This is a genomic window from Cereibacter ovatus (assembly GCF_900207575.1).
GTDB lineage: Bacteria > Pseudomonadota > Alphaproteobacteria > Rhodobacterales > Rhodobacteraceae > Cereibacter_A > Cereibacter_A ovatus.
On record NZ_OAOQ01000006.1, the window covers coordinates 45,317 to 60,117 of the forward strand.

General features: G+C 65.5%; 13 protein-coding genes. 6 read left to right on the plus strand and 7 right to left on the minus strand.

The features are described from left to right. Both CRO07_RS08750 and coaD read left to right on the plus strand, forming a co-directional pair. Entirely contained in the window at nt 1-435 is a 435-nt protein-coding gene (locus tag CRO07_RS08750; RefSeq protein WP_097030320.1) for a CBS domain-containing protein, read from the plus strand. A gap of 68 nt (nt 436-503) precedes the next feature. After that, the gene (gene coaD, locus CRO07_RS08755) at nt 504-995 is read left to right on the plus strand and encodes a pantetheine-phosphate adenylyltransferase (protein WP_097030321.1); all 492 of its coding nucleotides are present in this window, start codon (nt 504-506) and stop codon (nt 993-995) included. A 79-nt stretch (nt 996-1,074) separates the two neighbouring features. On the opposite strand, the gene gap is transcribed toward coaD, so the two are convergent. Next, on the minus strand, nt 1,075-2,076 hold the full coding sequence (gene gap, locus CRO07_RS08760) for a type I glyceraldehyde-3-phosphate dehydrogenase (protein ID WP_097030322.1): 1,002 nt from the start codon (nt 2,074-2,076) through the stop codon (nt 1,075-1,077). A 109-nt stretch (nt 2,077-2,185) separates the two neighbouring features. Next, a complete protein-coding gene (locus CRO07_RS18655; protein ID WP_176504528.1) occupies nt 2,186-2,329 on the minus strand; it encodes a hypothetical protein in 144 nt (47 codons plus the stop codon). 255 nt (nt 2,330-2,584) lie between these two features. Here CRO07_RS18655 and CRO07_RS08765 point away from each other — a divergent pair, with 255 nt between their 5' ends. Further along, nucleotides 2,585-3,559, plus strand: a complete 975-nt coding sequence (locus CRO07_RS08765) for a DUF808 domain-containing protein (protein ID WP_097030323.1) — start codon at nt 2,585-2,587, stop codon at nt 3,557-3,559. A gap of 91 nt (nt 3,560-3,650) precedes the next feature. On the opposite strand, the gene tkt is transcribed toward CRO07_RS08765, so the two are convergent. After that, entirely contained in the window at nt 3,651-5,669 is a 2,019-nt protein-coding gene (gene tkt, locus CRO07_RS08770; RefSeq protein WP_097030324.1) for a transketolase, read from the minus strand. Between the two features lie 247 nt (nt 5,670-5,916). Between tkt and CRO07_RS08775 the strand changes: the two genes are divergently transcribed. Both CRO07_RS08775 and zapA read left to right on the plus strand, forming a co-directional pair. Beyond that, nucleotides 5,917-6,384, plus strand: coding sequence for a hypothetical protein (locus CRO07_RS08775; protein WP_097030325.1), 468 nt, complete (start codon nt 5,917-5,919; stop codon nt 6,382-6,384). Further along, nucleotides 6,377-6,751 (plus strand): cell division protein ZapA, encoded by a 375-nt coding sequence (gene zapA, locus CRO07_RS08780; RefSeq protein WP_097030326.1) that lies wholly within the window; start codon nt 6,377-6,379, stop codon nt 6,749-6,751. The genes CRO07_RS08775 and zapA overlap by 8 nt, the downstream gene beginning before the upstream one ends. A gap of 203 nt (nt 6,752-6,954) precedes the next feature. Here zapA and grxD read toward each other — a convergent pair whose 3' ends face one another. The 4 genes from grxD to CRO07_RS08805 form a co-directional block, all read right to left on the minus strand. Beyond that, complete coding sequence (gene grxD / locus CRO07_RS08785; RefSeq protein ID WP_097030327.1) at nt 6,955-7,320, minus strand: Grx4 family monothiol glutaredoxin; 366 nt, start codon at nt 7,318-7,320, stop codon at nt 6,955-6,957. A gap of 68 nt (nt 7,321-7,388) precedes the next feature. Further along, nucleotides 7,389-7,631, minus strand: a complete 243-nt coding sequence (locus CRO07_RS08790; RefSeq protein ID WP_097030328.1) for a BolA/IbaG family iron-sulfur metabolism protein — start codon at nt 7,629-7,631, stop codon at nt 7,389-7,391. 111 nt (nt 7,632-7,742) lie between these two features. Beyond that, the gene (gene purL / locus CRO07_RS08795; protein WP_097030329.1) at nt 7,743-9,902 is read right to left on the minus strand and encodes a phosphoribosylformylglycinamidine synthase subunit PurL; all 2,160 of its coding nucleotides are present in this window, start codon (nt 9,900-9,902) and stop codon (nt 7,743-7,745) included. A 434-nt stretch (nt 9,903-10,336) separates the two neighbouring features. After that, entirely contained in the window at nt 10,337-11,230 is an 894-nt protein-coding gene (locus CRO07_RS08805; protein ID WP_097030330.1) for a LysR family transcriptional regulator, read from the minus strand. A gap of 155 nt (nt 11,231-11,385) precedes the next feature. On the opposite strand from CRO07_RS08805, the gene CRO07_RS08810 reads away from it, so the two are divergent. Further along, nucleotides 11,386-14,772 (plus strand): indolepyruvate ferredoxin oxidoreductase family protein, encoded by a 3,387-nt coding sequence (locus CRO07_RS08810; RefSeq protein ID WP_097030331.1) that lies wholly within the window; start codon nt 11,386-11,388, stop codon nt 14,770-14,772. Nucleotides 14,773-14,801 lie beyond the last annotated feature (29 nt).

The window sequence follows — 14,801 nt, forward strand, 5'->3', positions numbered from 1 at the left end:
ATGCTGGTTCAGCAGATCCTGAAAGCGAAGTCGGACGACGGTATAGTGACGGTTCCGCCGGGGTTGAGTGTGGCGAAGGTGGTCGAGGTGCTGTCGGCCCGCCGGATCGGCGCGGTGGTCGTCTCGCGCGATGGCAAGCGCCCCGAGGGCATGGTGTCCGAACGCGACATCGTGCGCGAACTGGGCCGGCGCGGCCCTGCGATCCTGACCGAGACGGTCGAGACGATCATGACCGCCCGTATCGTCACCTGCACCTGCACCGACGAGGCGCATGGCATCATGCAACTGATGACCGAGGGCCGCTTTCGCCACCTGCCGGTGATGGCCGAGGGCGAGATGGTGGGGCTGATCTCGATCGGCGATGTGGTCAAGGCGCGGCTGTCGGAACTGTCGATGGAGAATGATGCCCTTGAGGGCATGATCAAGGGATTCTGACGCGGCTTTTGGCTCTTGCATCCCGAAGCGCGATGGGTTTGCGTGCCTGTCGAGCAAAAGGGGGCAGTATGCGCATCGGTCTTTATCCCGGCACCTTCGACCCGATCACCCTCGGGCATGTCGACATCATCCAGCGCGCGATGGCGTTGGTGGACCGGCTGGTGATCGGCGTCGCGATCAACCGGGACAAGGGTCCGCTGTTCCGTCTGGAAGAACGGGTGCAGATGGTCGAGGCCGAGTGCCGCTGCATCGCCGCCGCCTGTGGCGGCGAGATCGTCGTGCATCCGTTCGAGAATCTGTTGATCGACTGTGCCCGCGACGTGGGCGCCACCGTGATCCTGCGCGGTCTGCGGGCGGTGGCCGATTTCGAATACGAGTTTCAGATGGTGGGGATGAACCGCGCCCTTGATGCCAGTATCGAGACGGTGTTCCTGATGGCGGATGCGCGTCGGCAGGCCATCGCCTCGAAGCTGGTGAAAGAGATCGCCCGGCTGGGCGGCGATGTCTCCAGCTTTGTGACGCCTGCGGTGCAAGAGGCGCTGGCCACCAAATTCCGCTGAAATGTCAAAGGCCGACGAAGACGCCGGCCCCGATATCCGAAGGGGCCGGCGTCTTCGCCGGCCCTTTTGACTGTCGCGGTCAGATCAGCTTGCCCATCGCCACGGCGGTGTCAGCCATGCGGTTCGAGAAGCCCCATTCGTTGTCATACCAGGTCAGGATGCGGACCATGTTGCCTTCCATGACCTTGGTCTGGTCCATGTGGAAGATCGACGAGTGCGGATCGTGGTTGAAGTCGGACGAGACGTTCGGCGCGTCGGTATAGCCAAGGATGCCGTTCAGGCGGCCATCGGCGGCGGCGCGGATCGCGGCGTTCACTTCTTCGACGGTGGTGGCGCGGCTGGCTTCGAACACCAGATCGACCACCGAGACGTTCGGCGTCGGCACCCGGATCGCCACACCGTCCAGCTTGCCCTTCAGTTCCGGCAGCACAAGGCCCACCGCCTTCGCCGCCCCGGTCGAGGTCGGGATCATCGACAGTGCCGCGGCGCGGGCGCGGTAGAGATCCTTGTGCATCGTGTCCAGCGTCGGCTGGTCGCCGGTGTAGCTGTGGATCGTGGTCATGAAGCCTTTGGTGATGCCCACGGCCTGGTGCAGCACCTGCGCCACCGGCGACAGGCAGTTGGTCGTGCACGAGGCGTTCGAGACCACCAGATCCGCGGCCGTCAGCGTGTCATGGTTGACGCCATAGACGATGGTCTTGTCTGCGCCGGTCGAGGGAGCCGAGACCAGAACGCGCTTGGCGCCGTTTTCCAGATGGATCTTGGCCTTGTCCTTGTCGGTGAAGATGCCGGTGCATTCCATCACGATGTCGACATGGCCCCAGGGAAGCTCGGCCGGGTTGCGGATCGCGGTCACCATGATCGGGCCGCGGCCCACGTCGATGGTGGTTTCGGTGGTGGTGACCGTCGCGGGGAAGCGGCCATGGACGCTGTCAAAGCGCAGCAGGTGGGCGTTGGTTTCGACCGGGCCAAGGTCGTTGATCGCCACCACCTCGATATCGGTCCGGCCCGATTCGACGATGGCGCGCAGCACGTTGCGTCCGATGCGGCCAAAGCCGTTGATTGCCACTTTCACGGTCATAGAGCTCTCCCAGGATTTGCGGGGGCGCCGTGCGAGTCGCGCGCCTCCGGACGGTCTGTAGGCTAACCATCCCAGAATGGCGCGCAATTCAACCAAAGACTGGCGCGATTCAACGCCAGAAGATCAGATAATCCACAAGCTGTGACAGTTTGCGCAGCACGATCAGCCCGCCCGCCGCCCCGAACAGCCAGAAGTCCAGCGCAAGCGCCGCAAGGATCAGGGCGGCAAGAACAAGGGCGACGCGGTCGGTCATGGCGGCGGACTCCGGCTGGGCGGGCGCAGGCTAGCGGCAGTTCGCGCGCAGGGAAAGCCGGTGGCGGTGCCCCGCGCCCGCATCACAGCGGCGGGTGGCGGCAGGTTGCCCGGGGTGAAAGCCGGCTGTGATGCCCCGCGGCTGCATCACAGCGGCGGGCGGCAAGTCATGCCTGGGCAAAGCCATGGGCCACGCTTGCGAAACCGGCCCCGCATCTGCCAGAAGGTTCGGGCAGGGTTTCGGAAGGATCAGGACATGAGCGGTTTGCTCGCGCTTCTCGACGATGTCGCCTCGATTGCCAAGGTGGCGGCGGCTTCGGTGGATGATGTGATCGGGCAGGCCACCAAGGCCGGGGCCAAGGCCGCGGGCGCGGTGATCGACGATGCGGCGGTGACGCCGAAATATGTCCACGGCTTCGATGCCTCGCGCGAATTGCCGATCGTCTGGCGCATCGCCAAGGGGTCGCTGTTCAACAAGCTGGTGGTGCTGTTGCCGGCGGCGCTTCTGCTGTCGGCCTTTGCGCCTTGGGCGATCGCGCCGCTTTTGATGCTGGGCGGGGCCTATCTGTGCTTTGAGGGCGCCGAAAAGGTCATCCACGCCTTTGCCCCCCACCATCCGGGCGAGGCCGCCCCCGACGGCGATCCTGCGCATCTGGAAGAAGAAAAGGTCGCGGGGGCGATCAAGACCGATTTCATCCTGTCGGCCGAGATCATGACCATCGCGCTGGCCGCACTGCCGCAGGGCAGCATCGTCATGCAGGCCGCGGCACTGGCGGCGGCCGGGGTGGGGATCACCGCGCTGGTCTATGGTGGCGTGGCGATGATCGTGAAGGCCGACGATGTGGGGGTGTTCCTGAGCCTGAAAGGCCGGTTTGCGCCGACGCGGGCACTGGGACGGGGAATCGTGCATGGGATGCCGAAGTTCCTGTCGGCGCTGACCGTGGTGGGCACGGCGGCGATGATCTGGGTCGGCGGTGCCATCGTGATCCATGGGCTGGATCAGATGGGCTGGGGCTGGCTTTACCACCAGATCCACAACATCGCCCATGCCGTTTCGGCACTGGTGCCGGGTGCGCAGGGGGTCTTGGACTGGGCGGTGACGGCCGGGCTGGACGGGCTGTTCGGGCTGTTGCTGGGCGCGGCACTGATCCCGGTGGCGACACGGGTCATTGCGCCGGTCTGGGGGCTGGTGTCGCGGCTGCTGCCGAAGCGCGCGGGCGGCCGCCTCTGATCACCGCGGCCGGCGCCTGCCCTTGCAGGCGGGGCACCGGAAAACGCCGCGCCCCTTTCGGGACGCGGCGTTCCTGTTTCTGGATCGAAGGTCAGCCCAGCAGTGCCTTGGCCTTGGCGACGGTCGCTTCGGGGGTGATCCCGAATTCCTGATACAGCCGCTCGGCCGGGGCCGAGGCGCCAAAGCCGGTCATGCCGATGAAGCCGTCCTTGCCCTCGCGGCCACGCTCGCCCAGAAGCCATCGGTCCCAGCCCATGCGGACGCCGGCCTCGATGGCGATGCGGACGGCGCCGGGGGGCAGAACCTTGCGGCGGTAGGCTTCGTCCTGCGCGGCAAACAGTTCCATGCAGGGCATCGAGACGACGCGGGTGCCGATGCCTTCGGCCTCAAGCGCCTCGCGGGCTTTCAGCGCCACCTCGACCTCGGACCCCGAGGCGATCAGGATCACCTGACGCTTGCCGGTCGCTTCTTCAAGGACATAGGCGCCCTGCGCGACAAGGTTCTTGTTGGTGTGGGTCTTGCGCACGGCGGGCAGGTTTTGCCGCGACAGCGCCAGAACCGACGGGGTGGCCTTCTGGGACAGCGCGATTTCCCAGGCTTCGGCGGTTTCGGTCAGGTCGGCCGGGCGGAACACCAGCATGTTGGGCATCGCCCGCAGGCTGGCCAGATGTTCCACCGGCTGGTGGGTCGGGCCGTCCTCGCCCAGACCGATCGAGTCATGGGTGAAGACATAGACCACCGGCACATGCATCAGCGCCGACAGACGCACCGCCGGGCGGCAGTAGTCGGCAAAGCACATGAAGGTGCCGCCATAGGGGCGCAGGCCGCCGTGCAGCGCCATGCCGTTCATCGCCGCGGCCATGCCATGTTCACGGATGCCGTAATAGACGTAGCGACCCTTGCGGTTGATCGGGTCGAACACGCCCAGATCGGCGGTCTTGGTGTTGTTGGAACCCGTCAGGTCGGCCGAGCCGCCAAGGGTTTCGGTCGCGATCGGGTTGACCGCTTCCAGCACGATTTCCGAGGCGCGCCGGGTCGCGACCTTGGGCGCGGTTTCGGCGGCCTGCTTTTTCACGTTGCGGATGGTGGCCGACAGCTTCTTCGGCACATCGCCCGAGAACTGCTGTTCGAACAGGGCGCGCTTGGCATCCGACAGTGCCGCCAGACGGTCTTCCCACGCCTTGCGGGCCTCGGCCCCGCGCGAGCCGATCGCCTCCCACGCCTGTTTCACGTCCGACGGGATCTCGAAGGCGCCGTGGGTCCAGCCATAGGCGGCCTTGGTGTCGGCTATCAGCTTGGCGTCGGTCAGCGCGCCATGGCCTTTCGACGTGTCCTGTGCCGAAGACCCCAGCGCGATATGGGTGGTGCAGGCGACGAAGGCCGGGCCTTTGGACGCCTTGGCCGCGGTGATCGCCCGGTCGATGTCGACGGGATCGTGGCCGTCACATTCGAACACATCCCAGCCCGAGGCGGCGAAACGTGCCTTCTGGTCGGTGCGATCCGACAGCGACACCTTGCCATCGATGGTGATGCCGTTGTTGTCCCACAGCACGATCAGCCGCGACAGTTCGTGCCGGCCGGCAAGGCCGATGGCCTCCTGGCTGACGCCTTCCATCAGGCAGCCGTCGCCGGCGATGCAATAGGTGTAGTGATCGATGATCTTCGCACCCCAGCGGGCGCGCAGCGACTCTTCCGCCATGGCAAGGCCCACCGCCATCGACAGGCCCTGACCCAGCGGGCCGGTCGTGGTCTCGATGCCTTTGGCAAGGAAATTCTCGGGGTGGCCGGCGGTCCGGGCGCCCCATTGGCGGAAGTTCTTCAATTCCTCGATCGGGAATTCCGGGTCTCCGGTCAGGTGAAGCAGCGAATAGACCAGCATCGAGCCATGGCCGGCCGACAGCACGAACCGGTCGCGGTTCGGCCAGTCGGGGGCCTTGGCGTCAAACACCATGTGCTTTTCGTAAAGCACCGTGGCCACATCGGCCATGCCCATCGGCATACCGGAGTGGCCCGAGTTCGCCGCCGCGACGGCGTCGAGCGTCAGGGTGCGGATGGCGCAGGCTTTCTTCCAGTGATCGGGATGCTGCTGGCGCAGGCTCGAAATGTCCACGGCAATTCTCCGGCTGATGATCCCCCCGGCGCGACATCCTTGCACGCACCGCTCTGGGGCTGCATATCAGCCCGACCGGCAAGATCAAGCGCGCCGGCCTGCTTCTGATGCCAAAGGGGGGCGCAAGGGGGCGGACGGATGCGCTAAGATCGCGGAAATGGCCGGGCGGATACGATTCGCGCGACAATGTGCCGCCGCAGGGCAGTTGCGGACGGCCCGGCAGGAACGGAACGGAAAGGCAGACCGCATGCAGGAACTGGAGGAACTCGAGCGCCGGATCTCGGCCGCTCTGGAACGGATCGGCGCCGGGATCGACGCGATCCCGACCATGCCGGCGGAAAACCCGCTTCAGGCCGCGTTGGAGGAAGAGCGGATGGTCAATGCCCAGCTTGCCGAGCGGTTGAAGGCGGTGAAGGATCGCGATGCGTCGCGTATCGGGGCGCTTGAGGAACAGGTCGAGGCGCTGACGCGCCATCTGGATGTGCAGGGGCTGGAGCTTCAGCGGATGAAGAAGACCACCGGCCACCTGCGCGAGGCGCTGCGCAGCCTGCGCGAGGCGCAGGCCGAAGGCGTGGCCGATCCGCAGCTGCTGAACCGCAGCATGGTGGTCGAGCTTGAGGCGTTGCGGGCGGCACGGGCCGCCGAGACCGCCGAGGTCGAAGAGATTCTGACCGCGCTGGAACCCCTGATCGCGGAGGGCCGTCAGGATGCCTGAATTGTCGATCATGATCGGCGGCAAGACCTTCGAAGTGGTCTGCCAGCCCGGTGAAGAGGATTTCCTGCGCGCCGCCGCGGCGCTTCTGGATGCCGAAGCGGCGCCCGTGGTGCAGCAAATGGGGCGCATGACCGAGTCGCGCCTGTTGCTGATGGCGGGGCTGATGCTGGCCGACCGCATGGCGGGCCTGGAGGACGAACTGCGGCGTCTGCGCGCCGAGGTGGCGGCGCTTGAGGCGCGCCCCTTGCCAGAGCCGGAGCGGATCGAGGTTCCGGTGATCCCGCCTTCGGTCAAGGAAGCGATGGCGGAACTGGCCGCGCGGGCCGAGGCATTGGCGGCGGGTCTTGAGGAGCGTGCCCGGGCGTGACCTTCATCCGGAGGCGCGGGGGGCTGTCTGCCCCCCGGTCGCCCCTGAAGGGGCGACTCCCCCCGAGGATATTTGGGCCAGAATGAATGGGAAAGGCCGTGTCGGCTTGCCGTGCCCTGCGGGAACGGTGCGCCCTGACCTGAGGGCGCGCAGGGCTGTGGCGGCCAAGGGCGCGCCGGGGTGGGCGCGCCCGGGTGTGGTCGTCAGGCGTTGGCTTCGCGGATCTTGTCGGCGGCGTCCTTGTCGAAGGTCACGCCCTGCTTGGCGAACAGCTGGTCGAGTTCGCCCGACAGGGTCATCTCGGTGACGATGTCACAGCCGCCGATGAACTCTCCTTTGACGTAGAGTTGCGGGATGGTGGGCCAGTCGGAGAAATCCTTGATCCCCTGGCGGATGTCGGCGTCTTCGAGGACGTTCACATCCTTGTAGGTGACCTTCATGTAATTCAGCACACCCGCCACGCGGCTGGAAAAGCCGCACTGGGGCATCGAGGCCGTGCCCTTCATGAACAGCACCACGTCGTTCGTGGTGACCATGTCACGGATCTGTTCTTCGGCGGTGGTGGTCATTGCGGATCGTCCTTGGTTGCGAGGGGATCGGTCGGGGGGGCTGACGGGTGGGCGGTCGGGCGCGGCGGTCAGTCGGGAACCTTTGTGGTCAGCGCCAGGGCATGGAGCTCGCCATGCGCGCCGTCCATCTTTCCCTTGAGCGAGGCATAGACCGCGCGCTGCTGCTGTACCCGGTTCAGGCCGCGGAAGCTTTCGTCGATCACTTCGGCCGCCCAGTGGTTCCCGTCGCCTGCGAGGTCAGTGATGGTGATCTTTGCCTGCGGGAAACTGGCGCGGATGAGATTTTCGATGTCCTGGGCTTCCATGGCCATGCGTGAGATCCTGTGCGGTCAAGTTCTTTGAAGATGTAGGACGGGTGCAGGACGCGCGCAAGCGGGGCCAGACGGGCAGGGGCCGGGGTTCGGCCTCTGCCCACAAAAGCGTCAGACGATGGCGGTGGCGAACGCCGCGCGATAGAGGCGTGAAAGTTCGACCAGCGGGGCAGAGGCGGTGCCCAACGTCACCCAGTCGCCGCCGAACTGGCCCACCTGCGCCAGAGGCACGCCGGCGGCTTCGGCCGCGGCCTGAAGCGCCTTGGTCTGGTCGGGGTGGCAGGCAACCAGATAGCGGGCCTGATCCTCGCCGAAGAGGTTCGCGGTGCCGGTGACCGTCAGCGTCAACCCCAGGCCCGCACCTTCCGCCATTTTGAAGGCGGCCAGCGCAAGGCCCCCATCCGAGAGGTCCGTGGCGGCGGTCACATGTTTGCGGTTGGCGCGCAGGAAGTCGCCGTGGCGACGCTCGGCTTCGAGGTCGACATGGGGGGCGTCGCCATCTTCGCGGCCGAGGAGTTCGGCCAGAAGGGCGGATTGACCAAGATGGCCCATGGTCTCGCCGATCACCAGCGCTACGTCGCCTTCTTCGGGCTGGCCGGCGATCATCTCGTCCAGCGTGTTCAGCAGGCCCACGGCGCCAATGGTGGGGGTGGGCAGGATCGCCACGCCGTCGGTTTCATTGTAAAGCGAGACGTTGCCCGACACGATCGGCATGTCGAGTGCGGCCACCGCTGCGCCGATGCCTTTGATCGCGCCGACGAACTGGCCCATGATTTCCGGCTTTTCCGGGTTGCCGAAGTTCATGTTGTCGGTGGTCGCAAGCGGCGTTGCGCCCACGGCGGTCAGGTTGCGGTAGGCCTCGGCCACCGCCTGTTTGCCGCCCTCGAACGGGTTGGCCTTGACGTAGCGCGGCGTCACGTCCGAGGTGAAGGCCAGTGCCTTGGGCGTCCCATGCACGCGCACGACGCCCGCGCCAAGACCGGGGGCGCGCACGGTGTCGGCCATCACCTGACTGTCATATTGTTCCCAGACCCAGGCCTTGTGCGCATAAGAGGGCGAGCCGATCAGCGCCTTCAGCCCGTCGATGGCGTCGATCTCGGGCACCTCGGCCATGGGCGCCGCGGGCGGCGTTTCGATCCACGGGCGGTCATATTCGGGCGCGTTGCCCGACAGCGCCTTCAGCGGCAGGTCGGCCTTGACCTCATTCCCGTGCAGGATCAGGAAACGGTCTTCGGGGATGGTTTCGCCGACGATGGCGAAATCCAGATCCCATTTCTGGAAGATCGCGCGGGCCTCGGCCTCTTTCTCGGGCTTCAGCACCATGAGCATGCGTTCCTGGCTTTCGGACAGCATCATCTCATAGGCGGTCATGTTGGCTTCGCGCTGGGGCACGGCATCCAGTTGCAGCTTGATGCCCAGATCGCCCTTGTCGCCCATCTCGACCGCCGAGCATGTAAGGCCCGCGGCGCCCATGTCCTGAATCGAGATGACCGAATCCGAGGCCATCAGTTCAAGACAGGCTTCCAGCAGCCGCTTTTCGGTGAAGGGGTCACCGACCTGAACGGTGGGGCGCTTTTCCTCGATCGTGTCGTCGAACTCGGCCGAGGCCATGGTGGCGCCGCCCACGCCATCACGCCCCGTCTTGGCGCCGAGATAAACCACCGGCATGCCGACACCCGAGGCGGCCGAGTAGAAGATCTTGTCGGCGTCCGCGAGGCCCGCCGCAAAGGCGTTGACCAGACAGTTGCCGTTATAGGCGCGGTGAAAGCGGACTTCGCCGCCCACCGTCGGCACGCCGAAGGCATTGCCATAGCCGCCGATGCCTTCCACCACGCCTTTGACGATATGGGCGGTCTTGGGGTGCTTCGGCTCGCCGAAGGACAGCGCGTTCATCGCGGCGATGGGCCGCGCGCCCATGGTGAAGACATCGCGCAGGATGCCGCCCACGCCGGTCGCCGCGCCCTGATAGGGTTCGATGTAGGAGGGGTGGTTGTGGCTTTCCATCTTGAAGATCACGGCCTGACCGTCGCCGATATCCACAACGCCTGCGTTCTCGCCGGGGCCGCAGATCACCTGCGGGCCGGTGGTGGGCAGGGTGCGCAGCCATTTCTTCGACGATTTGTAGGAACAATGCTCGTTCCACATCGCCGAGAAGATACCAAGCTCTGTGAACGTCGGCTCTCGCCCGATGATGTCAAGGATACGCTGATACTCATCAGGTTTGAGGCCGTGGGCCGCGATCAGCTCGGGGGTGATGACGGGCTCGGTCATGGCGCATGTCTCCGCGGCGTGGGCTTTGGCGCCTCATTAAGACGGAACGCGCATCAGGGGAAGGTGGAGCGCGGATTCCGGCCCGAAGAAATTTCGCCGCGCCCCGCGCAATCCGCCCGGAAATGCCACAGAAGCCCGCAAAATGCGCCTTCCTGTTGGACGAAAATGAAATCCTGACCGGAAAGCAAAAAAAAGGCCGAGCAGAAGCTCGGCCCAAGTCCAACAGGGAGGTATGAAGCCACCAAGAGAAACTCTCGATCACTGGCTTCGAGAAGCGATTTAGGGCCGCGAGTCGTCGCGTTCAAGCACGATCATGCTGCACTTGCAGCATTGCCGCCATGCGCGGGCTGCATGGCTGTCGCTTTGTGGCGGTTTTCCTGATCCCTGACAGACGGTTCGCGGCTTTGATGGAACGTGGCCCGCCGGGGGCGGGGTCAGGTCTGCTGCGCGCGGCGGTAAAGTGCGATCTCTTCCATCACGAACTCGCGGAAGGCGGCGACCCGCTTTGAATGGCGCAACTCTTCGGGGTAGGCCAGAAACACCGGAACGTCGCCCGACTCGACGTCGGGCAGCACGCGGACCAGCTTGGGAAAGGCCACTGCCAGATAATCCGGCATCACCCCGATGCCCAGATTGTTCAGCACCGCCTGAAGCACGCCGTAATAGTTGTTCACCGTCAGCATCGAGGGGATGTCATGCCCCATCAGTTCCTGCACCAGCGTGGCGCCGGCCGCCACCTGCGGCGCACCGGGAAGCTGGCAGATCAGCCGATGGCGCGAGAAATCCTCCATCCGTTCGGGCGTGCCATTTTCGGCCAGATACTCGGGCGAGGCGTAAAGCCTCATGCGGATCGACATCAGCCGCTTGCGGATCAGATCGGCCTGACTGGGTTCCTTCATGCGGATCGCCACGTCGGCCTCGCGCATGGGCAGGTCGAGAACGCGTTCCTCAAGCATCAGATCGATCTTGAGCGCGGGGTATTCCTTGTAAAGCCCCACCAGCCGCGGCGCAAGCCAGAGCGTCCCGAAGCCGGTCGTCGTGGTGATGCGCAATTCACCGAACACCTCGTCTTCGCTGTCGCGGATGCGGGCGGCCGCGGCATCCAGACGCTTGACCATGGCGCTGGTCGCGTCAAACAGCAGCTCTCCCTGCTCGGTGAGAATCAGACCCCTTGCGTGGCGGTGGAAAAGCGTCGTGTTCAGACTTTCTTCCAGCGCGCGGATCTGCCGGCTGACCGCCGACTGGGACAGGTGAAGCGTGTCTCCCGCGTGGGTCAGGCTGCCGGCATCGGCCACCGCGTGGAAGATTCTAAGCTTGTCCCAATCCATCTGGCAACTCTCCGCCGCGACGGCGGCCCCTACGCAATGATCCCTAACGGATCGCATATCGGGGTTGCAATCGAAACATGGCTTGGAAACGGCTTTGTAGGTCAGCCGTTTTGACCTAAACTGGATGCATGTTCAACGTCGCTGGGAGGGGACCGATGGGCAGGCAGGATGTAAGACTTTCCGACCGCTATGATCTGGACCGGTCGCCGGTTCTTCTGAACGGAACGCAGGCGCTGGTGCGGCTGATGCTGATGCAGAAGGCGCGCGACCGGGCGGCGGGGCTGAACACGGCCGGTTATGTCACCGGCTATCGCGGCTCGCCCTTGGGGGCGGTGGATCTGACGATGGAGCGGGCTGAAGCGGAGCTTCGCGCCGCCGACGTGCTGTTCCAGCCGGGGCTGAACGAGGATCTGGCCGCCACCGCGATCTGGGGCAGCCAGCAGGCCGAACTGCGCGGCGAGGGGCGTTTCGACGGGGTCTTCGCGCTTTGGTATGGCAAGGGGCCGGGGGTGGACCGCACCGGCGACGTGATGCGGCACGCCAACATGGCCGGCACCTCGCGCCATGGTGGGGTGCTGATGGCGATGGGCGACGATCACACCGGCGAAAGCTCGACCACGCTGCATCAGTCGGACTGGGCGCTGGTCGATGCCTATATCCCGGTGCTGTCGCCCGCAGGCGTGCAGGAAATCCTGGACTACGGGCTTTACGGCTGGGCGCTGTCGCGGTTCGCCGGGGTCTGGGTGGGGCTGAAGACCATGAAGGACACCGTCGAGGCGACGGCGGTGGTGGATGGCCGCCCCGACCGGCTGTCCTTCGTCCTGCCCGATTTTCCGATGCCGGCGGGCGGGCTGAACATCCGCCTTGCCGATACGCCGGTGGCGCAGGAAGCGCGGATGATCGACCACAAACGCTTTGCCGCCGAAGCATTTTCCCATGCCAACCGGATGGATCGCCGGGTCTGGGGCAAGCCGGGGGCGAAGCTGGGCTTTGTCTCGGCGGGGAAAAGCTGGCTGGATCTGGTCCATGCCCTGCAACTGCTGGGGATCGGCGCGACCGAGGCCGAGCGGTTGGGTATCACCACCTACAAGGTCGGGCAGGTCTGGCCGCTGGATTTCCGGGGCTTTCAGGACTGGGCCGAGGGGCTGGATCTGATCGTCTGCATCGAGGAAAAGCGCAAGCTGATCGAGGTGCAGGCGAAAGAGGCGATCTTCAACGACCGCCGCGGCCGGCGCATCTACGGCTGGCAGAACGACCGCGGCGAGGAGTTGTTCCCGACAAGGTTCGCGCTTGATCCCGTTGGAATCGCAGAAAAGATCGGTAATATCCTGATCGAGGAAGGCCGCGCCACCGAAGCGGTCAAGGCGGGTCTGACCCGTCTGGCCGAGGCGCGGCGGGCGGACAATGCGCAGGATCTGGCGGCGCGGCTGCCGTATTTCTGTTCGGGTTGCCCGCACAACACCTCGACCCGGGTGCCAGAAGGCAGCCGCGCCTATGCCGGGATCGGCTGTCACTACATGGTGCAGTGGATGGACCGCCAGACGGTCGGCTTCACCCAGATGGGCGGCGAGGGCGCTAACTGGATCGGGGAAGCTTCGTTCTCCAAGCGTCCGCATGTGTTCCAGAATCTGGGCGACGGCACCTATAACCATTCCGGCGTTCAGGCGATCCGGGCGGCGCTGGCAGCAGGAACCACGATCACCTACAAGATCCTGTTCAACGATGCCGTGGCGATGACCGGGGGCCAGCACAACGAAGGCAATCTGTCCGCAGACCGGATCGTGCGCGAGACTCAGGCCATGGGCGTGCAGCACATCGCCGTGGTCCATGACGCAAAAGAAGGGGTGGACCTGTCGCGCTTTCCCAAGGGGATCGAGATCCACGAACGCGCCGGCCTGATGGCGGTTCAGGAAAGGTTCAGCAAGATCAGCGGTGTTTCGGCCATTGTTTACATCCAGACCTGTGCCGCCGAAAAGCGCCGGCGCCGCAAGCGCGGCACCTTTCCGGACATGGACCGCCGGGTGTTCATCAACACCGATGTCTGCGAGGGCTGCGGCGATTGCGGGGTGCAGTCGAACTGCGTCTCGATCGTGCCGGTTGAAACCGAACTGGGCCGCAAGCGCGCCATCGATCAGTCATCCTGCAACAAGGATTTCTCTTGTCTGGCAGGGTTTTGTCCGTCGTTTGTGACGTTGGACGGCGCGCGGCCCAAAAAGGCCGCAACCGCACAGATCGATTTGCCGCATCTGCCGGTACCCGATCTGCCGCCGATCCGCGGCACGCATAACGTGCTGGTCACCGGCGTCGGCGGCACAGGCGTGGTGACGGTGGGGGCGATCCTGTCGATGGCGGCCCATCTTGACGGCAAGGGCGCCGCGATGATCGAGATGGCGGGCTTGGCGCAAAAGGGCGGTGCGGTTCACATCCACTGTCGGATTGCCGAAAACCCGCAGGATATCAGCGCGATCCGGGTCGCCGTGGGCGAGGCTGACGCGGTGATCGGCGGCGATCTGGTGGTGACGGCGGGGGCAAAGACCTTGGGGTTGATGGCCACGGGTCGCACCGGCGCGGTGGTCAACAGCCATGACATCGTGACCGGAGAGTTCACCCGGAACACAGATTTCCGAGTGCCTTCAGATAGGATGCAGGTCGCTCTTGAGGCGCGGTTGCAGGATCGGGTGGCGTTTCTGGATGCCACCGAACTGGCGCGGGTGCTTATGGGGGATTCGATCTATTCCAACATGCTGGTCTTTGGCGCAGCATGGCAGAAGGGGCTGATCCCGTTGACCGAGGCGGCGATCCTGCGGGCGATCGAATTGAACGGCGCAGCCGTGGCGCAGAACGCCCGCGCCTTCGCGCTGGGTCGCTGGGCGGTGCTGCATCCCAATGATGCCGCACGCATTCTTTGCCCGGTTCCGCCCGCGCCGATCGATCCGGTGACCTGGCGCGAGGCGCGTCTGGTGGCCTATCAATCTCGCCGGCTGGCCCGGCGGTTCCGGCGGCTGGTCGACAGTGCCCCGCCCGAGCTGCGCGAGGACGTGGCGCGCGGGTATTATCAGTTGCTGGCCTACAAGGACGAATATGAGGTCGCGCGGCTGCATCTGGAAACGATGGACCGCGCCCGGGCCGAGTTCGACGGTGATTTCCGCCCGACCTTCCACCTTGCGCCGCCGTTTCTGGCCGGCAAGGGGCAAGAGCGGCCGAAAAAGCGCCAGTTCGGGCCATGGGTGATCCCGGCGTTCCGGCTGCTGGCGGCGCTAAAGTCGCTGCGCGGCACGCCGCTGGACCCGTTCGGCTGGAACCCCGAACGCCGGTTGGAGCGTCGGCTGATCGCCGAGTTCGAGGCCGACATGGCCGAGATCCTGCCAAAGCTGCGCCCCGAGACGATAGAGCTTGCCCGCGACCTGACCCGCCTGCCGCTGTCGATCCGGGGCTATGGCCCGGTGAAAGAGGCCAGTGCCGCACAGGCCGCGCTGCGGCGTGCCGATCTGCTGGCCGCGATCCGCGCGGGCGGGGCACCGCTGCCGATGGCCGCACAATAGCGGGCCGCGATCACCTAGGCGCTTCCGTC